At 38.7% G+C, this 23,041-nt stretch carries 20 protein-coding genes; 1 reads left to right on the top strand and 19 read right to left on the bottom strand.

The features are described 5' to 3' along the window. Positions 1 to 497 precede the first annotated feature (497 nt). The 9 genes from ACTQ45_RS00100 to pepF all read right to left on the bottom strand — a co-directional run bounded on the left by ACTQ45_RS00100 (position 498) and on the right by pepF (position 11,759). A complete protein-coding gene (locus tag ACTQ45_RS00100; protein WP_441762594.1) occupies positions 498 to 1,772 on the bottom strand; it encodes an ABC transporter substrate-binding protein in 1,275 nt (424 codons plus the stop codon). Positions 1,773 to 1,815: 43 nt separating this feature from the next. Continuing rightward, complete coding sequence (locus ACTQ45_RS00095) at positions 1,816 to 2,637, bottom strand: carbohydrate ABC transporter permease (RefSeq protein ID WP_441749939.1); 822 nt, start codon at positions 2,635 to 2,637, stop codon at positions 1,816 to 1,818. 6 nt (positions 2,638 to 2,643) lie between these two features. Continuing rightward, entirely contained in the window at positions 2,644 to 3,540 is an 897-nt protein-coding gene (locus ACTQ45_RS00090) for a carbohydrate ABC transporter permease (RefSeq protein WP_441749938.1), read from the bottom strand. After that, entirely contained in the window at positions 3,533 to 4,570 is a 1,038-nt protein-coding gene (locus ACTQ45_RS00085; RefSeq protein ID WP_441749937.1) for an ABC transporter ATP-binding protein, read from the bottom strand. The genes ACTQ45_RS00090 and ACTQ45_RS00085 overlap by 8 nt, the downstream gene beginning before the upstream one ends. Positions 4,571 to 4,796: 226 nt before the next feature. Beyond that, positions 4,797 to 5,123 (bottom strand): DUF896 domain-containing protein, encoded by a 327-nt coding sequence (locus ACTQ45_RS00080; protein ID WP_441749936.1) that lies wholly within the window; start codon positions 5,121 to 5,123, stop codon positions 4,797 to 4,799. 99 nt (positions 5,124 to 5,222) lie between these two features. Further along, positions 5,223 to 6,779, bottom strand: coding sequence for a bifunctional metallophosphatase/5'-nucleotidase (locus ACTQ45_RS00075; RefSeq protein WP_441762593.1), 1,557 nt, complete (start codon positions 6,777 to 6,779; stop codon positions 5,223 to 5,225). 16 nt (positions 6,780 to 6,795) lie between these two features. Beyond that, complete coding sequence (locus tag ACTQ45_RS00070) at positions 6,796 to 8,154, bottom strand: MBL fold metallo-hydrolase (protein WP_441762592.1); 1,359 nt, start codon at positions 8,152 to 8,154, stop codon at positions 6,796 to 6,798. Positions 8,155 to 8,355: 201 nt separating this feature from the next. After that, the gene (locus tag ACTQ45_RS00065) at positions 8,356 to 9,708 is read right to left on the bottom strand and encodes a 3D domain-containing protein (protein WP_441762591.1); all 1,353 of its coding nucleotides are present in this window, start codon (positions 9,706 to 9,708) and stop codon (positions 8,356 to 8,358) included. 245 nt (positions 9,709 to 9,953) lie between these two features. Further along, positions 9,954 to 11,759, bottom strand: coding sequence for an oligoendopeptidase F (pepF, locus tag ACTQ45_RS00060; RefSeq protein ID WP_441749932.1), 1,806 nt, complete (start codon positions 11,757 to 11,759; stop codon positions 9,954 to 9,956). 288 nt (positions 11,760 to 12,047) lie between these two features. Between pepF and ACTQ45_RS00055 the strand changes: the two genes are divergently transcribed. Further along, a complete protein-coding gene (locus tag ACTQ45_RS00055) occupies positions 12,048 to 12,335 on the top strand; it encodes an ArsR/SmtB family transcription factor (protein ID WP_441749930.1) in 288 nt (95 codons plus the stop codon). Between the two features lie 175 nt (positions 12,336 to 12,510). On the opposite strand, the gene ACTQ45_RS00050 is transcribed toward ACTQ45_RS00055, so the two are convergent. The 10 genes from ACTQ45_RS00050 to ACTQ45_RS00005 form a co-directional block, all read right to left on the bottom strand. After that, entirely contained in the window at positions 12,511 to 13,698 is a 1,188-nt protein-coding gene (locus ACTQ45_RS00050; RefSeq protein ID WP_441749929.1) for a pyridoxal phosphate-dependent aminotransferase, read from the bottom strand. Further along, on the bottom strand, positions 13,695 to 14,201 hold the full coding sequence (locus ACTQ45_RS00045; RefSeq protein WP_441762590.1) for an Lrp/AsnC family transcriptional regulator: 507 nt from the start codon (positions 14,199 to 14,201) through the stop codon (positions 13,695 to 13,697). Before ACTQ45_RS00045 ends, ACTQ45_RS00050 begins: the two co-directional genes overlap by 4 nt. Before the next feature lie 348 nt (positions 14,202 to 14,549). Then, the gene (locus ACTQ45_RS00040) at positions 14,550 to 16,337 is read right to left on the bottom strand and encodes a serine hydrolase (protein WP_441749927.1); all 1,788 of its coding nucleotides are present in this window, start codon (positions 16,335 to 16,337) and stop codon (positions 14,550 to 14,552) included. A 73-nt stretch (positions 16,338 to 16,410) separates the two neighbouring features. Further along, positions 16,411 to 17,121, bottom strand: a complete 711-nt coding sequence (locus ACTQ45_RS00035; protein ID WP_441749926.1) for a hypothetical protein — start codon at positions 17,119 to 17,121, stop codon at positions 16,411 to 16,413. A 261-nt stretch (positions 17,122 to 17,382) separates the two neighbouring features. Beyond that, complete coding sequence (locus ACTQ45_RS00030) at positions 17,383 to 18,111, bottom strand: amino acid ABC transporter ATP-binding protein (protein ID WP_441762589.1); 729 nt, start codon at positions 18,109 to 18,111, stop codon at positions 17,383 to 17,385. A gap of 123 nt (positions 18,112 to 18,234) precedes the next feature. Then, the gene (locus ACTQ45_RS00025) at positions 18,235 to 19,122 is read right to left on the bottom strand and encodes an ABC transporter substrate-binding protein/permease (RefSeq protein WP_441762588.1); all 888 of its coding nucleotides are present in this window, start codon (positions 19,120 to 19,122) and stop codon (positions 18,235 to 18,237) included. Positions 19,123 to 19,136: 14 nt separating this feature from the next. Further along, entirely contained in the window at positions 19,137 to 19,253 is a 117-nt protein-coding gene (locus ACTQ45_RS00020; protein WP_441762587.1) for a hypothetical protein, read from the bottom strand. Beyond that, positions 19,219 to 19,569, bottom strand: coding sequence for a transporter substrate-binding domain-containing protein (locus tag ACTQ45_RS00015; RefSeq protein WP_441762586.1), 351 nt, complete (start codon positions 19,567 to 19,569; stop codon positions 19,219 to 19,221). The genes ACTQ45_RS00020 and ACTQ45_RS00015 overlap by 35 nt, the downstream gene beginning before the upstream one ends. Positions 19,570 to 19,849: 280 nt before the next feature. Then, entirely contained in the window at positions 19,850 to 20,578 is a 729-nt protein-coding gene (locus ACTQ45_RS00010) for an amino acid ABC transporter ATP-binding protein (protein WP_441749924.1), read from the bottom strand. A gap of 3 nt (positions 20,579 to 20,581) precedes the next feature. Next, a partial coding sequence (locus ACTQ45_RS00005) for an ABC transporter substrate-binding protein/permease (protein ID WP_441762585.1) occupies positions 20,582 to 23,041 on the bottom strand: 2,460 nt, incomplete at its 5' end.

The following is a 23,041-nucleotide window of genomic DNA, read 5'->3' as shown; positions in this document are numbered from 1 at the left end:
GGCAACCTTTTTGAATCTTCAGACCTCTTTACCAGACTGACACACCCTTTCTACTCTTTCGTCTATTTTAACGAATATCCAGTCTTGAGTCGATTTTCACACCCTTTTTACCAAAAATGACCTTCATTCGTTTTGTGCTCGATGTTAGTAGAATCGATCATCTTTGACGTTTTAACTAAAGAAATGAGTGGGCACGTTAGGTGGGGAACAAGTCGATTTAACCTATCAGTCAGCCTGTTAAAATAAAAATCTTATTGTCAGTTTAATTCTAACGCAGCCACTTAGAGGCTAACGGGGACAATTAGAAGTAGTGAAAAGCAATTTAGAACGGCAGTGTAATGGGAGACTTTAGTAAGGTGCCAAGGGACCAGAGGGGGGGCGTTTTTCATGATGTGGCGGCTGCGTGGCTTGTGTTTGGCTTATTTTCCCTAAATAAAAAACTAGCATACCGAAGTATCCTAGTTTCTCGTCATTTATTTATTGTTGTTGGATGAAGTTTATTCTAAACCTAAGTGGCCTTTTACTAAATCTTCAATTGTTTGGAATTCCATTGTGATGTCTGAGTCACTTAATAAAATTCTTTCAATTGCCATTTCGATTTCAGAAAAGACTTCTGATGCGCCTACATAACCTGGTTGAGACATTCCGTAAGTTAATTCTGTAGAAGCTGCTTCTACTAATGGATTTTCTTCCAAGAATGTTGTCCATGTGTCAGATTCTGTACCTTGACTTGTAATTGGTAAGTAGCCTGTTTCTGATGCCCAACGAGCTGTATTGTCAGCTTCTAATAAGAAAGCCATAAATTGTGCTGCGCCAGCTTGTTCTTCTTCAGTAGCAGAAGAGAAAATTCCTAAGTCGTTACCTGCAAATAATGTTAATGGCTCACCTTCGCCAAACACTGGAATTTCAGCTGTTCCTAAAGTGATGCCAGATTCTTCAATACCAGGTAATACATAAGATAAACCAGCTGATGAACCGATGTATAATGCAGATTCACCTGATGAGAATGGGCCTGACATAAAGCCGTCTTCACCAGCTGTACGAGCGTGTCCCTCAGCAATTAAATCATAAATGAATTGAACGGGCTCTGTTGCTGTTTCAGAAGCAATTTCTACTGCTGATAAGTCAGGTGCAATCCAAGTTGCGCCGTTTTGACGAGCCATTGTTTCTAGTTCCATAGAAATACTATTTTCTAGACCCATTGCTGGTGTATCAATTCCAGCTTCATCTAATGCCACTCCTAAATCTAAAACTTCTTGCCAAGTTGTTGGTACTTCTGCGCCAACTTCAGCTAATAAGTCTTCGTTTACATACATTAAACGAACCGATTTAGAAAATGGAATAGCGAAAATTTCTCCATCGTAAGTTACACCGTCGATGAATCCTGGGAAGATACCGTCTTTAAGTTCAGTAGTCCAGCCGTTTTCATCTGTCATTAAACCGTCTAAAGCTAACAATAAGCCTTGGTTTTTGTAGTCTGGTGTGTTTGATGAAGTCAGTTGAGTCATTGTTGGTAAATCACCAGATGCAGCAGATGCCATGACTGATTGTTGTAAGGTGCTATAGTCACCTTGGTTTTGCTCAACCACTTCTACTGTATCTTGAGATGAGTTAAATTCTTCTACTAATGTTGTTATCATTTCTTGGTGAGGACCATTCATTGCATGCCAGAGAGTAACTTGTACTTTCTCTTGGGCAGATGCCAAAGGTGCGAATACGCTTGATACTGCCAATGCAACTAAAGCTGCAACTACTAATTTAATCTTTTTCATTAATATTTTCCCTCCTGAGAGATCATGTGAGCATTCTACAACGTTAGCCTTTCAAGCCTGAGCGAGAAATGCCTTGAATAATGTGCTTTTGCAACAATAAATAAATGACAACCATCGGAATAACTACCAATGTCGACGCAGCCATTAACAATTCAAACTTTGTTCCGGCTTCGGTCGTAAAGGCTTGTAACCCTACTGGTAAAGTACGTAGTGCTGTGTCGTTCGTGACAATTAATGGCCACATGAACGAATTCCAACTTCCAATCACTTTCAGAATCATTACTGCCACAATAGAAGATTTAGAAAGTGGTACCATCATTTCCCAAAGGAAACGCCAGTCACTTGCTCCATCAGTTTTTGCTGCATAGTAAAGTTCATCAGGAACTGATTGAAAGGATTGTTTTAACGTAAAGATTGAGAATACACTTGCTAACCAGGGAATAATTAGCGCCCAATAAGTGTTAATCATGCCCCAGCTCGCCAATGTGACGAAGTTCGGGATGGTCATTAACTCACCTGGCACCATCATTGTTGCTAACAAACATAAAAACAGAATATCTTTACCCCAAAACTTTAGTTTAGCAAAGGCAAAGGCTGCCAAAATGCTCGTAATTAACTCGCCCACTGTCGATGTGAATGTAACAATCACACTGTTGATAAAGTAGCGGGCAAATGGGGCTGCTTCAAGTGCTTTCTGGTAATTCGAGAAAAGCCAGTTTTCAGGCAACCATGAGGGTGGGACTTGAATTGCTTCCCCACCTGATTTTAAACTCGTCGTAATCATCCAGTAAAAAGGTAACACCATGATGATACTTCCTAGGAACAAGATACTATATAGTGCAATTAACTTAAAGACGTTTTTCATACTGAATTATCCTCCTCTTTTTTCAAAATAGGAATTTCCAACATATTGAATGAGGGTTATAATCAGGACAATTCCGAATAAAATAATGCCCGATGCAGCAGCTACGCCGTATTCAAACTGCACATAGAATTTTTGGAATAAGTAATAGACTAAAGTGGTCGCAGAGCCTGCTGGGCCTGGACGTCCATTAAATAATGAGTACACTTCATCAAATACTTTCGAACCGTTAATAATACCAACAATTGATAATAAGAATAAGGTCGGACGCAGTAAGGGAACCGTAATATTCCAGAACCTATTCCATGCATTCGCTCCATCAATCTTAGCGGCTTTATAGTAGTCTTCAGATATGTTTCCTAAACCAACTAAAGTCAGTAGGATATTAAAGCCAAGGCCCTTCCAAATAGACATGATAATCACGGCTGGTAAAGCCATTTTTGGATCATTCAACCAATTAATTGCATCAATCCCGACTAGGCCTAAAATAAAGTTAATCAATCCGTAACGCGAGTGATATAACCAACTCCAGACAATCGACACGGCTACCGTACTTGTTACAAAGGGTAAGAAGTAAACCGTTCGGAAGAAACTTTTGAAAATTGGAATTTGATTTAACATTAGGGCAATCAAAACCGAAATGACGATTGATGCCGGTACAACACCTATGATGAAAATACCGGTATTTTTTAATGCGGTATAAAAGCTAGGATCGTTGAAAATTTCAAGATAATTGTCTAAACCTCGCCCATCAATCGAGCCACTTAACATATTGTAATTCAGATAAAAACTCATATCGAAAGACTTGATGATCGGATAGACGGTAAACACACCAATAAAAAACAACATGGGAGCTAAATACAATAAGGCCTGTAAGGTGCTTTTTAGTGTGGGTTTCTTATTCATTCTCAACCCTTCTTTCAACTAGTTGTTCATTCTCATCGAATAATAACAAGTTGTCTGGGCTAACGTTTAGGTAAAGTGTATCTCCTACAATTGAATCTGTTTCTAAGTCGGACACCACAAATTTTTCACCTTGCCACTCACAATGAATTGTAATATCTTTACCAATTGTTTCGATTCTTTGAATGACCGCACGGATTAAGTAATCTTCTTCATTTCCTAACGTAAAGTGCTCTGAACGAATGCCTAAAGTCATCCAATTTTCTTGTATTAAAGCTGACTCTGGATTCAAAGCTAATGAGTCTTTAGTAAAGGTGTTAATAATAGGTGAGCCGATAAATTTGGAAACAAACAAGTTGCTTGGTTTACGGTAAAGCGTCACTGGATCTGTCATTTGTTGGATTTCTCCACTTTCAAGTACCATAACATTATCCGCAATACTCAACGCTTCTTCTTGGTCATGGGTAACAAATACTGTGGTAACACCCGTTTCTTGTTGAATACGACGAATCTCTTCACGCATTTCAATTCTCAAACGTGCATCCAAGTTACTTAATGGCTCATCCATTAAGAGTATTTCTGGTTCTTTTGCTAAAGCACGACTAATGGCGACCCTTTGTTGTTGACCACCCGATAATTGGCGTGGATATTTATCTAATTGATCAGCAATTTTCGTCAATAATGCCATCTCTTCTGCACGCTCGCTACGTTCCTTTTTAGATAGCTTAGCCATCTTTAGTGGGAACATAATATTCTCGCGAACTGTTAAATGGGGATATAAAGCATAATTTTGGAATACTAACCCAACGTTTCGTTTTACTGGATCAAGTTTAGTCACATCTTTGTCTCCGAAAAATATTTTTCCAGATGTGGCATTCAATAGGCCAGAAATCAGGTATAAGGTCGTTGACTTACCACAACCACTAGGACCTAAAAAAGAGATTAATTCTTTGCTAGGCAAAGTAAAATTTATTTGGTCCAACACTTTCTTATTTTCGAATTGCATTGTCACGTTTTCAAATCTAACTTGCATTCTTTCACCTCAACTTCAATTTTCAAAGCATTCGAATCAATAGTAACAGATTATTGTAAATTTTTCGTAAATTTTTAACGATTTAATATTAACATCACCGTTTTATCATGTTGTTCTCATTTTACATTAGACGTCGCTCATCAATATAACAAAACAGCCTACTAAAATCAGACGAGCTGACTTTAATAGGCTATTCATAAAATTAATTTTTTTAATAAAAAAACTGTTATTGCTCGTCTTCTTCTGGATCGAATTCTTCGATTCCTGCTAAGAATTGTTCCATCTTAGTTGGCAAATCATTTTTAGGTTCCAAGTGTCGACCATGTATTTGTTTTCCACGTTGAATACCTTTTAGGAATTCGGGAGTTAAATCGTTACCTTCGATGTCTACTACTTTTACATGCTCGATTTGGTCTTGAAATGATAAGCGAATGAGTTTAATATAGCTTTCACGTAATTCTTGTCGTAACGCTATTTCTCTTTCATCCAACCCATACATTTTTTCTTTTCTCGCATAATAATTGATACCTTGTATGATTAATTTCATATCCATGCTTACCACTCCTTTACAAAAAGTTATTACGATTTCGTAATATATGAAGAGTATACAGCAAATGTCAGCTTTAGTCAAATCGGTGCTTGAATGACCATCTTAGGAATGCGTTAACCACTCAACATGTCGATAATTCGCATTAATCGCTGCCCAGTTTTTAGACGTAAAGTCTGCCAAGGCTTCACGCAAACGAGTTGCGATATCAATCTCACTAATCGAGACTATTTTGTCCGGGGTGTAGGTTTTATAATCGCCGCCGCCAACTGCACGGTATTGAGACACTGCAATTGTATAAGTTTGATCTCTTTTAATTGGTAATTGTGTCCGTTCATCAAGCAATTGCTCGACACGCTGTCCTAGCGGTTTGCTCAAGTTTGCGATGGTTGTCAAACCTGTAAATAAGTCATAATTATAATGACGCGGTTTAGGGTCAATATAATCAGGGTTGACTTGGACCTCACCTTTTTCATTTAAAGTCCAATATTCTAAGTTGAATTCGACGATCTCATATAGATCTTGTCCGCTTAGTTGAACTTTCGCTATACGATTATAGTAAGGATAGACTTCCAGTAAAATTTCATTAGTCACCGGTCCTTTAAACTTCACAAATGATTCGTTGATTAATGTGACAGCACTAAAGTCGGCACCTGTTTCTTTTAATTGTAGTTGGTTAAGTAGTTCAACAAAAGGTGTCCCTGTTAGACGCGCTTCAAAAGCATCTGCAACTGGCACGTCTAATTTCGCCGTACCTAAGACTTGTTTCAACCACTGCTCTCCTATTGTACGTTCTGGATTAACCACGTCTTTGATGGCAGTATCTGCAGCGTCCAGGCTTGTATCATGAAGCTCTCCTGTCATATGCACAATTTCTTTATTGTCTAAAGTCAGTGTTATGGACGCAACACACTCACCCGCATAACCCGGTTGAACGGTCCAAGCATTATTAACTTGTTGATTAATTAAACGGTGTTGGTGGCCCGTTAACAAGACATCAATTTCAGGGATTTCTTGTAACATACGTGCCCCTTGGTTTTCACCTGTTAAGTCTTCTAATGCTTCGCCAGTATCCAAATCTCTTTCATAGCCACCATGATAAGCCACCACCACAACGTCCACTTGAGAGCGAAGCTGCTCAGCGTAAAACTTCGTTGTCTCGAATGCATCTTTGAAGGCTAAACCTTCATAATGTTTAGGTAATTCCCAATTGGGGATGTAATGAGTCGTCGTTCCAATGATGCCGACTTTAATTCCTTCAACTTCAATTACTTTATAAGGTTGACCTAAAACAGGTTGACCTGTTTGAGCATCGACAATGTTAGAACAGATAATTGGTGCCATGATTTGGTTCAGAATACTTTCACGGTACTCAGGACCAAAATTAAACTCATGATTCCCAATAATCTGTGCATCATAAGCAAGATCATTCATCGCTCTAGCAAATACACTCCCATTTTCAGCAATTTGACTACAATAAGTCGCAAATGCTGATCCTTGAATGAAATCACCTAAATCAATGCTGATGGTTGGATGCGTTGACTCTTGCTTCAAACGCTTCAGTGTCGCCGCTGTATTTAATAATGACTGGTCTGGTTGATTAGGCACATCAATCCAGTAACCATGTGTGTCACTCGTCATTAAAATCGTAATTTTCTGCATATCTACTCTCCTAAATTTACTTAATCATATCTGAAAGTTCAGCCGCCGTGTATTCAACGTGGTATTCGGGTAACCAAGTCTGTAAACCAATTTCTTCAATTGCTTGACCATAAAAGTCTGGTTTAAATGTATGCCATGGCACGACTAATTTAGCTTGGGTCAAGTAATTCACTAATAATAAATCACTTTGCGATGCATGTCCTGAAACATTCGCATGGTAAAATTCCCAGCCAGCTTCAACGAAACGGCGTACATAAGGTTCGTATTCTGCCATGTAACTTCCAATTGGCATCCCGTTCGAATGGAAATATACACCCGCAGGTAAAGTAAATACATGTTCGTGACGTTCATAATCAAATTGAAGAATATAATGTTGAGGCATCTCACGAAGCATCTCCAAAGAAACCGCTTCGTCTGTCACCTCAATTGACGCATTTTCATCTAAAAGTAAGTACTTTACATTCAAATAACCTGTTAAATAAGGCTTCATTAATTCAAAATAGGTCTGATCCATGACGAGCGTTCGGCCTAAAGTGGTGAATAATTCCGCTAACACTAATAAGCGTTCAATATTTTGAGGGTAACCATTAAAAGCAATTAATTGCTCTGAGTGTTCTTGAGCGATGGCCTCAATTGAATTCATTAATTTGATTTCATTGGGTGAATTAATCGAATGTGTCACCTCCGCTAGTGCTACATCGACTGGATTAGGCTCAGATGCAAAATGACTAAATGTTGTTCCTTCAACAAGGAAAAGGTCCGCATCAAACTCATGTGCTTTTTGAGCCCAGTTTAAGACTTTTTCTGGATGGAAGCCCGATAAACGGAAATCACCTGAATACACAATTTTAAAATCTGGCGTTTTAATAAAAATACTTGCAGCGCCAACTGTATCATGATCACTCTCATGAAAGACAATCTCAAAAGGTCCATGTTGAAGTGTACTTTCTGCAGTCACTTTTTGCCAATTAACAGCATAACTAGGCAGTAAGCTTGTTTTTTCTAACTGTTTATAAAAATCAACAGCTTCTTCTAATGCATAAATAGGTAGCTCTTCTGGCAACTGTCCAAAAGCACCCAAATGATCTAGATGTAAATGTGAAAGACAGACGATTGTATTTAAGGCTGACTCCTCAAAACTCTCCAGTTCGAAATCACCAATGGCTGCTTTGGGATACAAGCCGGAAATTGCCGGTAATTGTCCTAATGCTAAATGAGAATGGGTTGTTTCCTTACTAAGTAAATCCATAATATTCACTCCGGCTAATGCACCGAAATCAGTGATGATGCGGTAGTCTTTGAATTGGATACTCACGATGTTGCCTCCGATTGTATCTAGGCCACCCCAGAATGTTATTTTAGTTTGATCTTTCATTTCACAAAACTCCTCTGATTAAATTTTCACTGCTTAATTCTAGCACTCATTATGATTTTTTGAAATAAAATTACTTGAGTGTTTGAATATGCGACACGTTAATTTTCACTTCAAAATTAATGTCTTCCCTTTAATAATAACTCAACACACACAAAAAAGAAGCTAGGTTTAACCCTAGCCTCACTGATTTTCTATAGTTACTTAGTCAACAATATAAATAGTTAGCGACTGACGACCGAATTGGTACGTGTCTGCGACATTTTCAAAGTGAACATCAATTTTGTTACCTACAATTGCGCCACCTGTGTCAGCAGCACGGTAATAACCCCAACCAGGAATGTAAACCGTTGTTCCAAGTGGAATGACTGATGGGTCAACAGCGATAACAGCTGGTTCCAAACGTAAGTCAGTACCATCTGCAGTAAAGTTTCCTAGACCGGCTTCGTTACGCGAGTATGCAGTAGCTTCAACTACAATTGGTGTGCCATAAACAGTTGGATCAGTTGAGTTTGCAGCTTCTTCGTCAGCCAAACGAGCAGCTTCTTCTTCGGCTAATTGAGCGGCTTCTTCTTTAGCCAAACGAGCAGCTTCTTCTTCAGCAAAACGAGCAGCTTCTTCTTCAGCCAAACGAGCAGCTTCTTCTTCGGCTAAACGAGCGGCTTCTTCTTCAGCCAAACGAGCAGCTTCTTCTTCAGCCAAACGAGCGGCTTCTTCTTCGGCTAAACGAGCGGCTTCTTCTTCGGCTAAACGAGCGGCTTCTTCTTCAGCCAAACGAGCAGCTTCTTCTTCAGCCAAACGAGCAGCTTCTTCTTCAGCCAAACGAGCAGCTTCTTCTTCAGCAAAACGAGCAGCTTCTTCTTCAGCTAATTGAGCGGCTTCTTCTTCAGTTAATTGAGCAGCTTCTTCTTCTTCAGCTAATTGAGCGGCTTCTTCTTCAGCCAAACGAGCAGCTTCTTCTTCGGCTAAACGAGCAGCTTCTTCTTCAGCTAAAGCTTGTTCCAGAGCTGAGTCGTCTACTACGACTTCTTCTGCTGGACTTTCGTCTTGATTGGCGTTCATTGCTTCACCAAGATCCCACTCTTCTATCTCATCAATTAAGTAACCATCTTCAACAACAGTTGTATCTTCCACAATCGTTGTATCTTCAATGACTTCTGCTACGTTAGTTTCTTCAGCAGCTACCGTTACTTCTTCTCCACTTGGTTCAGTGTAAGTTAAGGTATGATTAACGGCATCAAAATAAATAACAGAACCTGAGATAATTAAGTCAGGGTTTGAAATTTGATTGATAGCTGCTAAGTCATTGACTGAAATGCCTGTCGCTGCAGCAATTGTTCCTAAAGTATCTCCCCATTGAACTATATATGTTTGGTTCCCTAAGGAAACGACTTCATTGACAGACGCTTGTACGTCTTCTAAACTACGTTTTCTCCAGCTACCTGCGTTTAAAGTAAATGCGGCTGCTTCGATGGCTTCAACTTTTAAATTTGATAATGGTGCCATTGTTGCAGAAAGTGATATAGCTGCAACAGCTATTTTAAGCGATTTTTTCATTAAATATTCTCCTCATACTTTCGTTGTCTAATTAATGCAAAAGACAAACGAGTGTTTGCATAGAGTATCTTAACGCACCTCAAATAAAAAAACAGGATTAAATGCCAGTTGTTAACTAGCTTTAATCCCATTGCTTGAAACCGTCACACTAATGTAAAATATGAGCCCAAATATGACTTTTCGAAAAATTTGTTACACAACTGCAACATGATATAGCTACGCTACTTTTATTAGCCGAAGTTATATTAAGCTTCTTTTAATTCCTCAATTTGATCTAATAAACCATCAACAAAATGAATCGCTTCTCTTAAAGCAGCAGCATCCGTCATTGATACACCTGCTTTTTCAGCGGATTCAATGGGACCTAATGTTCCACCTGCTTTTAATACTTCCAACCAGTTTTCAATAGCAGTTTCATCTTTAGCTGCAATTTTTTGACCAATTTGAGTGCCAATCGTTAAACCTGCTGAATATGTATAGGAATATAAGCCCATAAAGTAGTGTGGCTGACGCATCCAAGTTAATTCAGAACCCTTATTGATTTCAACTGCATCGCCCCAGAAGTTTTCTAGTGTTTCTTTGAAAAAGGTATTTAAACGCTTAGCATTTAGGACATCCCCTTGATCAACTGCTTGATAAACTTTTCGCTGGAAATCTGCTTCCAATAAATGTGTCACCATATTATGGAAGTAAGTTCTTGAAATAAATTCAGCAATTAAAATACGTTTTTGTTCGGCTGAAATCGGTTGATTTAATAAATATTGACACATAATCACTTCATTGGCAGTCGAAGGCGCTTCAATAAAGTAAAGACTTGCTTCTGGTGTCAATACGCTTTGTTCTTGATAAGTTAATTGGAAGTGACCGGCATGACCTAATTCATGAGCCAACACTAGCACTTCACTCAATAAGCTTGTCCAATTCAATAAGATATAAGATGGACCATTATAAGACGTTGAACAGAAACCACCTGTGGATTTTGTTTGATTCATCGGGTAATCAATCCAACGCTCATCAAAAGCACGTTTAACAATCTTACTATAGTCTTCTCCTAAAACTGACAAGGCATCTTCAATCATCACACGACTTTCCTCAACGGAAATTGTTGCAGCTTCCTCGGTTGAAAATGAAATTTTGATATCCGCTAAACTCACTTTTTCATAACCGTGTTCTTTTGCTAATAAACGCGCATAACGTTGCATCACAGGTGAAAACTCAGTCATGATGACATCAATTTGACGATTGAACGCTTCACGATCAACCTTTTGATTGAATAGTAAATAATCAAACACAGAATCAAAACCTCGTAAAGTAGCCATTTTTTTCTCAGTTTGAACGTGGTTGATGTAATTAATCGCGGCACTGTTTTGATAGCGTGCTAAGCCATCGTGAAACGATTTCCAAGCTTTTGCACGGACTTCAGGATTGGCATGAACTTCATACTCCCCTTCAAAGCCATTAAAACTATTTGAATAGTGTTGATCGGCAACAGTGAAAGAATCAAAGCTCATATCTTGTAATTTCATTGTTAAGTATTGACGGTATTGATTATTAATTGAGTTATCCAAGCCGCTTAATACTTCCTCTACTTCTTGAGAAAGATGTGTTTCTTTCTGTCGAACGACTTCTTTTAAGAAGTACTCATAAGTCTGTCCTTCTTCAGTTTGGCTAATGCTTGTTAAATACTCAAGATCTAACAAAGCTAATTGATTATCATAGAAAGTTAATTGTTGACCTTGCCACTCATATAAGTCTTCTAAACGACTCATGTTGCTTTCAAAGACGTCGTTTAATTTATCCGTCTCATAACCTAATGAGGCATAACCAGAAAGGCGGTGTAACTGCTCAATAATCTGCGCATAATCCGCTAATGAAGTTAGTAAAAGTGATTGATCCGCTAACTTTCCATTGTACTTTTCAGAAAAAGTTGTAACCTTCTCTTTAAATTCTGCTAAATCCGTTTCATATGCTGCTTGATCTGCGTATAGCAGTTCAAGTTGCCAAGTTAACTCTAAAGGTAACGCTGATCTTAATGGTAATTCTTGTGTCATGTGTGTTTTCTCCTTGTAAGTAAATTGTGACGTTCAGTTAATCGCATAAATCTGGCTAAATAACTATCCTCACTATCTTAATGCTTTATAATTTTAAAATCTATCGAAACAAATTTTCTCGAAGTTCAACGTTTGAATATACAGGTCATTCTCTCTTTCTAAAGAAAAAAGAAGTAATTATTATTATTTTCATATATTAAAGGTTTTTAGTTAATTTCATTTCGAAAGTATGATAGAATGTATTTCTAGTAGAGCAAAAATATTTTATTAAGAAGGGGGCTCTTTTCTATGCAAAAAATTGACGTTAAATCTCCTGAAATTAAAGAATACGTTGATGTCCTTAAACTTCTAGCCCACCCTATCAGATTCTCAATCGCTTTAACACTGTATCAAAACAGAGTGTTAAATGTTGGTGCAATCCAAGAAACGTTGGATTTACCACAATCGACTGTGTCTCAACACATCAGTAAAATGCGTGAATCTGGTATTGTGGAAGCAGAGCGTGAGGGCACAAAAATCTTCTATTCATTAACGAATGAAGTAGCGAACAAAATCATCAAAAATGTTACTGCGTAACATTTAGTGTTAATAATTGCCTTGTTAATTGTGATTACTACAATTAACAAGGCTATTTATTTACCCTCCAGTATTAATTATATATTATAATCAATACTCTGACTATTTTATCAATACTTTTTTATACATTGAAACTTTATTTATTAAATTTAGTTATACAGTCTCTAGCTTTTGCTTATAGAAGTGTGCCCTTATTTTCACGTAAAGCTTCAACAAAAAGTGCCAACCTCTCAAAAGCAACCTTCAATTCTTGAATTGAATAAGCATAAGATATTCGGATAAAGCCCTCTCCTGAAGCACCAAATGCCGTTCCAGGTACAACCGCAACTTTCTGACTATAGATCAATTGAGTCGCAAATTCTTCAGAAGTCAAACCAAACTCAGAGATGTTTGGAAACACATAGAAAGCGCCAAATGGCTCAAAACAAGGTAGTCCTATTCGATCAAGCTCATACAATAAAAAGCGACGACGTTGATTATAACTTTCTCGCATTACTGCAACATCTGCATCACCATTTCGCAAAGCCGTAATTCCCGCATATTGACTAGTCGTGGGAGCCGCCATAATCGCAAATTGATGAATCTTAATCATTTGTTCCATTATCTCAGCTGGTCCACAACAATAGCCTAAACGCCATCCCGTCATCGCATAAGCTTTAGAGAAGCCATTGATATAAATTGTGCGCTCTTGCATGCCAGGTAAAGCAGCAATTGACACATGTGCCTCTTTATCAAAGTATGTCAGTTCCGCATAGATTTCGTCCGTAATGACCATCAAATCATGTTCCAAAACAACTTCCGCAATCGCTTCTAAATCAGCTTTCGCCATAACAGCGCCCGTAGGATTATTCGGAAAGGATAGAATTAATATTTTGGACTGAGGGGTAATGGCTTGTCTGAGCTCTTGAGCTGTCAGACGAAAATCATTCTCTTCCTTCAAAGGAATCGCAACAGGTATCCCATCAGCTAATTGAATACATGGCAAGTATGAAACGTAACTCGGCTCCGTGAAAATTACCTCGTCGCCCGGTTCAAGCGTCGCACGCAAAGCCAGATCAATCGCCTCACTGCCTCCTACCGTTACCAAGATTTCATTTGAGGGATTATATGTCATGCCATACTTGATAGCAATCGTTTCAGCAATCGCAAGACGTAACTCCATTAAACCTGCATTTGACGTGTAAAAAGTTTGCCCCTTTTGCAAAGCATAAATTCCCTCATCGCGAATATGCCATGGCGTATCAAAATCAGGTTCCCCAACCCCCAAAGAAATTACATCCGCCATCTCATTGGCTATATCGAAAAACTTGCGAATACCAGATGGCTTAATCCCTTTGACCTTTTGATTGATGAAAGACCTCATGGACTAACCACCATCCGTTTATCTTCGTCATCTTTCATAAGAACCGTATTGTGGTCTTTGTAACGCTTCAATACAACATGGGTTGCAGTCGATTGAACTTCCTCAATCACTGACAAACGTGACGATACAAAGTTTGCGATTTGTCTCATCGGTGCTTTCTTCAATTCCACTAAGTAGTCATAACCGCCCGAAATTAAATACATCGCCTTCACTTCGGGGAATTGATAGATTTTTTCCGCAATCCGATCAAAACCTTGCCCCCGCTGAGGCGTTACACGCACCTCAATCATCGCCGAGACATAGTGATCATCCGTTTTCTCCCAATTAATCAGTGTATGGTAGCCCGCGATAATTTTCTCATCTTCAAGATGTTTAATCGTCTCACTGACTAATTTTTCGTCGAGATTTAATAAGATAGCGACTTGCTTCACCGTTAAACGGCTATCTGTTTCAAGCAGCTTTAAGATTTCTTCTGAATGATCCACTCTCACCACTTCTTTCATATGTTATTTAAATTTCATTATATCAGACCCATCCACATTAAAAAATACTTTCTTGAAATGTATTCTATTCTCATTTCGCATAAAAACCATAACCCCATTCAGGGAACAATATGACCCATCCACGAATGGCAAAAATCAATAGACGCCTATTTGCCCTTAGAGAGCTATCTCCTTTTGATACATTAAAGTCTCCTTGAAAGCAAAAGAACTTGACAGCCTTTAATCACCAAATAACAAGTTTCCTTAGACTCCTATCGTAACCTGTCTGTCATCTTTTTTAAGAAATGAAAAGCGCCCGCCTCTGCTTTTAAAAAAGCAAGAGCGGACGCTCAATCAATGAACCGAACATTATTCGACTATTTCTTGATAATACGATTCTTCAACACTTCCAGGCGCGAAATAACTGTCACTATCTTCAACGGTGACCCATAACTGCTGTCTTAATTCATTAAACACATCATGAATCCTTAAAGACAAGTAACCCATCTGTGTTCCTACCGCATCATAATCCCACGGCGTTTCTGTATAAACGGCTAAACTATAAGAACCATATGGCGTCACAAATGTTGCGACATCATTCTGTTCTGGATCGCCCAAACCAGACTTATTCCAAGAGGTTGTTGTATAAGGAATAAACTGGCGTAAAAAGTTATGAGAGTTTAAAAATAATTTATCGATATACATTTCATCCCAAGGTTCGCCATTAATACGGTTATTGTACAATAAGGCGAATAGACGGGCAGCATCTCCAGGGGTCGTATGGAAGTAACCTTCACGTGTATTATAATACTTACCATCAACATAGGTATCATAGAAACCTAACTGATGCATATGAGGGGTTATCACACTCCCGCCACCTACCGCATCAATTAACATGTTTGCGGCTGTATTATCACTATAAATCGCTACTAAATTGACGAGTTCATCTAAGGTAAACATCGTGCCTGGTGCGTAACTTTGAATAATACCCGCGCCCGGCACTTGATCTTCCCAACCCATTTCAATATATTCATACGGGTCTAGTATTTGCCTACTATATTGATGATATAACTCAGCTAAAACATAGATTTTTTGTGTACTTGCTGGGAAGAAGGTCTGGTTATTAACACTCACCTGACTCATCGTCTCATTATTGACAAAAGATGCCCCTGCATTAGCACTAATATTGGCGATTTCTTCATACAAGACTAATTCAATCGTGTCTAATAACTCTTGTTCACTATAGAAAGTCAGTACATAATCATTAAACTGTTCATCCTTTTTAATCCAACCTAACTCTTCATAGCCAATCATGACGCGTAACCAAGTCCCGCTAAGTGTCGATATTTCTTCAACAACTTCCATCGGCATATCTTCAAAACTTGCTGTGTTGGTTAAGAATGTTGAACCATACGTTCCAGGAGGTGAAGTAAGCACCATTTGATCCCTTGCTTTGTAAAGGATACTATAATTCACTGGATAACTTTCGGTCATGACTTCGTATTTTTCTGGCTGTTCAATGAAGAAGGGTTGATAATCCACGACCGGTACTAAAGCTGTTAACTGATTACGGTAACGAATCAAGTCATTGGCTTCAGCCGACGAGATAATTAAATCAGCTTGAGGCACCCCATCCGAAAAATAGTACCAACCATCAAAGGAGGTACTATGCCAACCTGTGTAAGGTTCACCAAATTGAAATAGTCGTTCCTCATTATCCACCAAATACCAAGCAAAGCCATTGACAGTTTCTTTTCTCAATAATTGCTTTCTTTGAACAACCGATGTAGGTGACACAATCGCTACATTGGGACTAAAGTAAAACCAAGGCAGATTCTCTACGACTTCTTCTTCGGTTTCTAAAGCCTCCATTAACGGCTGACCATCTCGATTACCAATCGATAGGTTTGGCCCTTCTAAACGCAATGATTCAATTAACAGACTGGCTGATTGATCCAAATTAATTGGCTGAGTTTGATAAACCGGAGTTTGCTCATAATAATTTGTTTCCTCGATTAAAGCAGCCTTTTGATATTTATCTACTAAGGAATTAACGGTTCGGTTGATATCGGTTTGGAACAAAGGACTCAATAGAAAATAAGCTAATACGCCTACCATTAAGCCAAGCCCAACCACAATCCCTGTTTTTTTCGACATGCTCTAGTTCTCCTCCACACACACAATCTCAATATTTATAATTTTTACCATATAAGATAGCTTGACCGTCTGATTAAGCATTTTCACCAGTCACTTTAAATGTGAAGTTCGGTTTGAAGTATTCAAACAGTTCAGTATTATATGACATTTCTGGCATAATTTTTTGGAAAATAGTGTAAGGATAACGCTCTCGCATATCAATTTCATCGGCTCCACTACGAAGTACATTCTGTTGAATGAAACGCTCATAAGTTAATTCATCTAACTCATGGCCCTTCTCTTTAAAAATGTGATGGGCAATCAGCTTGAAGATATAATCTTCCACGGCACGCTCTTTTAAGATTGTGTCGATATCACCACGTAAACCTAATTTTAATTGTGCGTAATCATTAACAGGCAAGTCTTCTTCTTCAGCAAAAGCTTCAATTTGCTCAAGATACTCTTCTACATAACGCTCTCTTTCTTCCGCATTAATGACCACTTCAGCGGTTTCTCCATGAAAGGCTAATAAATATGGCAATAATTTGTGATAAAAGGCATAAGAAATATACTCATCTTGATAATACTCTTTTGCAAAACGTTTAAACGCTGGAACAGTTGATACGTTGGCAATACCTAAATCAATCACCATTTCATCCGTGATTGAACTCTCGCCATAACGATTAGCGACCTCTTCTAATAACGGTTGGATAACATCGTCCCATGATGCGATTGGAATTTCTAAATACTGATCTGGAACAGGTATCTCATGTGTTGGCGTATAATATTCAACAATACTTTTCATAAATTGCACCCTTTCTAACTAACATCTATCATATTAAAGAATTTCAACCCCTTTAACAAGCCAAAATATCCCAATTTTATAAAAATCTATCACTTAGTAGACCACTTAACCAAATGACAAAATGCCTTTAGAGCACTTCCCTCATTTTAGACGATACAAGCACAAGCTAGGAAAGTAATTTCTCAATGACACAATGCTTAACGAAATAAAAACACACCCTACAGCGAGCATTCTAGCTCACTACAAGGTGTGATAAAACTCTTATAATACTTTATTGAGGAAATCTTGTGTTCTGTCTTCTTGAGGATTATCGAAGATTGCTTCTGGTTGATCTTCTTCAACAATATAGCCTCCGTCCATAAACACAACACGATCCCCCACCTCACGCGCGAAGCCCATCTCATGTGTCACAACCACCATCGTCATACCATCGGCTGCTAATTGCTTCATAACCTCTAATACATCGCCGACCATTTCGGGATTTAAGGCAGAAGTTGGTTCATCAAACAACATAATATCCGGACTCATTGCTAAAGCTCTTGCAATGGCTACTCGCTGTTGTTGTCCTCCCGATAGTGATTTAGGATAGGCGTCTGCCTTATTATTTAAACCAACTTGATCGAGTAACTTTAACGCCACATCATTCGCTTCCGCTTTTGAAACTCTTCCCAATTCTAAAGGCGCTAACGTAATGTTGTCCTTTACCGTTAGATGTGGAAATAAATTAAACTGTTGGAAAACCATCCCGATATTTTCGCGAGCCTTATTGATATCAATTGTCGAACTTGTAATATCTTTATCAGCAATTGTCATCGACCCACCTTGAATTTCTTCTAATCGGTTAAGACATCTCAATAAAGTTGATTTACCTGACCCAGAAGGACCAATGATACACATTACTTCACCTGAAGAGACTTGCATATCGATGCCTTTTCGCACTTCATTTTTTCCGAAGCTTTTCTTTAAGCCTTTTACCTTAACTGTTGACATAAATTAGACTAACTCCTTTTCTAGACGATTTGAAATTTTCGTTAAAATTGTAATCAAAATAATGTACATCAGTCCAATAATTAACCACATGCTGCCTGATTGATAAGTACGGGCGATAATAATTCAGCCAGTCTGAGTTAACTCGACTAAACCAATAACGGATAGGATTGCTGTGTCTTTCAACGTAATCACAAATTGATTGATAAATGATGGAATCATAATTTTGAATGCTTGCGGTAAAATGATTCGACGCATTGTCGTTCCATAATTTAAACCTAAACTTCGACCAGCTTCTGCCTGTCCTTTAGCAACTGCTTGAATACCGCCACGCACATTTTCTGCAACATAGGCAGCAGCATTTAAACTCAGCGTTAGAATACCCGCGATACTTGCGCTCATATTGATTCCTGTCATTTGTGGCATACCAAAGTAGATAAAGAATGCTAATACTAGTAGTGGGATACCACGCATAATATCGACATAAACTAAACCAATTCCAGATAGAATCATCGATTGACTACTACGCATTAAGCCAATCAACATACCAATAATCATCGCAATCACAAAGGATACTAACGTTACCCAAATGGTCGTGATTAAGCCAGAACTTAGCGAGGGCCAGTTTTGTTTTAATTGACCAAAGAAGCCAGTTTGAACAGATTCTTGGCTTGCTCCATCCCCTAAGTAAGTGGCCAGTATTTCATCATACTCACCCGATGCTTGGCTATTAGCTAAGCCATCATTAAACATGTCAACTAGTTCTGGATGATTCCCTTTATTTACAGCAAAACCAAACGGAATAGATGCCTTCTCTTCAGCGATTAAACGTAAATCGACTGCTCCTGTATTGACGGCATATTGAATAACTGTCGCATCTCCAATCACTGCTTGACTGTTGCCTGCGGCAACGTCTTGATACATATTAACTGAATCTTCAAAGGTCGTCGTATCAAAGCCATATTCGCCCGATAATTCATTAGCAATTGCTTCACCTGTCGTACCAATTTTCACAGCGACCTTGTGACCTATAGATCTTCTATCGCTTCAATTTCACTATTGGCAGCCACTGCAAACATTGAACCACCTTGAAAGTATGGATTTGAAAAGTCAAACGACGCTTCTCTTTCCTCTGTAATTCCCATACCAGCAATCATACCATCTGCTTGTCCACTTTCTAAAGCTTGTAAGCCAAAAACTGAACGGCAGCGTCATTAATTCATATTCAAAGCCTTGGTCTTTGGCAATTGCAGCCAGAATATCAATAGCTATTCCGATTAAATTACCTTCACCATCAAGAAACTCGAAAGGAGCATATGGCGTATCAGTTGCGATTGTATAGACCTTTTTATTTGCTTGCGCCTTTACTTCTGCTACGTTCGAACTTCCATTTCCTAATCCAAAAATACCTAGAACCAGAAAAAAAATGACGATTAAACGACTCGTCTTTACTTTTTCCACTTTCTTTTCACCTCAAATTTTAATCTATGACACAGCATATAAAAGCTTACGTATTCTTTCACATAATATGCATTATAGGAGATGATATATTGTGACTGGTTAAATGTTGAAATTCCTATTTAACAAGGTGAAAACTTTGTTTTTTGTCCGAAAAAAGATATTCCGGAGATTCACTTGAACTTTCGGCCCCCGTCTCCTTACTTCAAAATAAAAAGACCCCCTAAATCCGTATTCGAATTTAGGGGGTCTCTACAGATTGCTCATCTGCCTTTTTTTACTTTTATAATACTTTATCTAAGAAGTTTTTCGTTCTTTCATGAGCAGGAGCCGAGAAGATTTTCTCTGGTACATCCTCTTCAACAATATAACCACCGTCCATGAAAATCACGCGGTCTGCTACCTCACGCGCAAAGCCCATCTCATGCGTTACAATAACCATTGTCATGCCATCTTTTGCTAATTGTTGCATAACTGACAGAACATCTCCTACCATCTCTGGATCGAGTGCAGAGGTTGGCTCGTCAAACAACATAATATCAGGATTCATTGCTAGAGCACGTGCGATTGCTACACGTTGCTTTTGACCACCTGATAAGGAATTAGGGAAAGCATCTACTTTATCAGCTAAACCAACTTGTGCCAGTAATTCACGGGCTTTTGCATCTGCATCTTTGTTTTTCAAGACACCTAATTGCGTTGGTGCTAAGGTAATGTTTTCTTTCACACTAAGGTGTGGGAATAAGTTAAAGTGTTGGAACACCATACCAATGTTCTCACGCGCTTTATTCAAATCAACATCTTTTGAACTAATATCAAAGCCATTGATTGTCACGTGACCGCCATTAATTTCTTCTAAATGGTTCAAGCAGCGAAGTAGTGTTGATTTACCTGAACCAGATGGCCCAATAATACAAACAACCTCTCCTTCTGCTACTGTTAAATTAATTGATTTTAAAACTTCGTTCGAACCAAAGCTTTTTTTCAAATCTTTGACAATTACTTTAGACATAGTTTAATTCTCCTTTTCTAGTCTCTTCGATACTCTAGTTAATGCAGTAATAATGATTATATACATTAAACCAACAATTAACCACATACTTCCTGATTGGAAATCACGTGCGATAATTATTTTACCAGTTTGAGTTAATTCAACCAAGCCTATTACGGATAAAATTGACGTATCTTTCAAAGTAATAACAAATTGGTTAATAAATGATGGTACCATAATTTTAAACGCCTGCGGTAGAACAATGTGTCTCAACGTTTGATTGTAAGGTAAACCTAAGCTTCGTCCTGCTTCAGACTGGCCGATTGGTACGGCTTTAATTCCCCCACGTACAATCTCAGAGATATAAGCTGCTGCGTTTAAACTTAAGGTAACAATCCCTGCTAAGGTAGCTGGGAAGGTTAAGCCTGTTAACTGAGGCACACCAAAGTAGATAAAGAATGATAATACTAATAACGGAATACCTCGCATGATATCAACGTATAGTAAAGCGATAAATTTTAAGACTGGGTTTTGGCCAGCACTCATAATCCCTAAGGCAATCCCGATAATCATTGCGATTAGAATCGATACAAGTGTCACCCAAACCGTTGTCCATAAACCATTTAATAATGGTCGCCAGTTTTTAGTGATTTGACTAATAAATACGTTTGCTGCTTCTTCATCTGCTTCTTCTGTAGCTAGCGCATCATTTGCAACTGATTCAGTTGCACCATCAGTACTTGTATACGTTGCTAAAATCTCGTCATAAGCACCAGATTCTCTTAAATTCGCTAAACCTTGGTTGAAGGCTGTTAATAAATCAGCATTCTCACCTTTCATTACCGCAAAGCCATAAGAACCCACCGTGAAGGTTTCATCTAACAGACGTAAAGCCACGTCCCCTTCCTTAATGGTATAAGCCATTACAGGATGATCCTCAACTAAGGCCGCGCTATTCCCCGCTAAAACATCTTCAATCACATTGGCAGAGTCTTCAAAAATCGCAATCTCAAAGCCATATTCCTCTTTCAAACTATCCGCCAAATCCGCCCCTTGTGTCCCAGTTTTCACTGCCACACGTAGACCTTCTAAATCAGCCAACGTTTGAATCTCACTATCGGCTTTAACCGCAAAGGACAACTGACTGTCAAAATAGGGCTCTGAAAAGTCAAAGCTTTCTTTTCGAGCATCTGTGATACTCATCCCAGCAATTACACCATCAGCTTGACCACTTTCAAGCGCTTGAACAGCAGCATTAAAACCTAAGACTTTCATCTCATAATCAAAGCCTTGATCCTCGGCGATCGCTGCCATTAAATCCATATCAATCCCGACTAAATTATCATCATCATCCACAAACTCAAACGGAGCGTAAGTTTGGTCAGTCGCAATAATATAAGTTTTATCATGTTCCAGTGCTTCAGCTGAATCACTACCTAAATAAGTGGCCAGAATCTCGTCATATTGACCTGAGGCTTGGATGTTTGCTAAACCACGGTTAAAGGCAGTCACTAAGTCTGGGTTTTCACCAGGACTGGTCGCAAAGCCGTAAGAACCAATATCAAAGGTTTCTTCTAACTGTCTTAAATCTAAGTTACCATCATTGATTGCATAAGCCATTACAGGAAAATCTTCAACCGCTGCCGCGCTATTACCAACCATTACCTCTTGGTACATATTGACAGAATCTTCAAGGGTCACAATCTCAAAGTCATACTCTTCTCGTAATGACTCGGCTAATTCAGCCCCTTGTGTCCCGGTTTTAACTGCAATTCTTTGTCCCTTTAAATCGTCAAGCGTTTGAATTTCGCTATCTGCTTTGACAGCAAAAGACAAGCTACTTAAATAGTAAGCTTCCGAAAAATCAAAAGCCTCTTGTCGCTCAGGTGTAATACTCATTCCAGCAATCACACCATCGACTTGCTTACTTTCCAAGGCTTGAACAGCCGCATTAAAGCCTAGTGCTCGCACTTCATATTCGAAACCTTGATCTTCAGCAATCGCTGCTAGAATATCCATATCTATCCCAACCATCTCGCCCGCTTCATTTACGAACTCAAATGGAGCAAAGGTTGTATCGGTCGCAATCACATATTTCTTGTCATGAGTCAATTCTTCTTCTTGAGCAATGTTAGATGCATCATCAGCAACTTCTGCGTCACCTAAATAAGTGGCAAGAATCTCATCATATTGACCCGACGCTTGAATATTAGCTAATCCTTCATTAAAAGCTGCGACTAAGTCTGGGTTTTCACCAGGACTGGTCGCAAAACCATAAGAGCCAATATCAAAGGTTTCTTCTAACTGTCTTAAAGCTAATTTGCCATCATTGATGGCATAAGCCATTACAGGGAAATCCTCAACCGCTGCCGTACTATTACCAACCATTACTTCTTGGTACATATTGACAGAATCTTCAAAAGTCACAATTTCAAAGTCATACTCTTCTCGTAAGGACTCAGCTAGTTCAGCCCCTTGTGTCCC

This window comes from Fundicoccus sp. Sow4_D5 (assembly GCF_052116365.1).
Lineage (GTDB): Bacteria > Bacillota > Bacilli > Lactobacillales > Aerococcaceae > Fundicoccus.
This window is presented reverse-complemented; position numbering and strand designations above follow the sequence as displayed.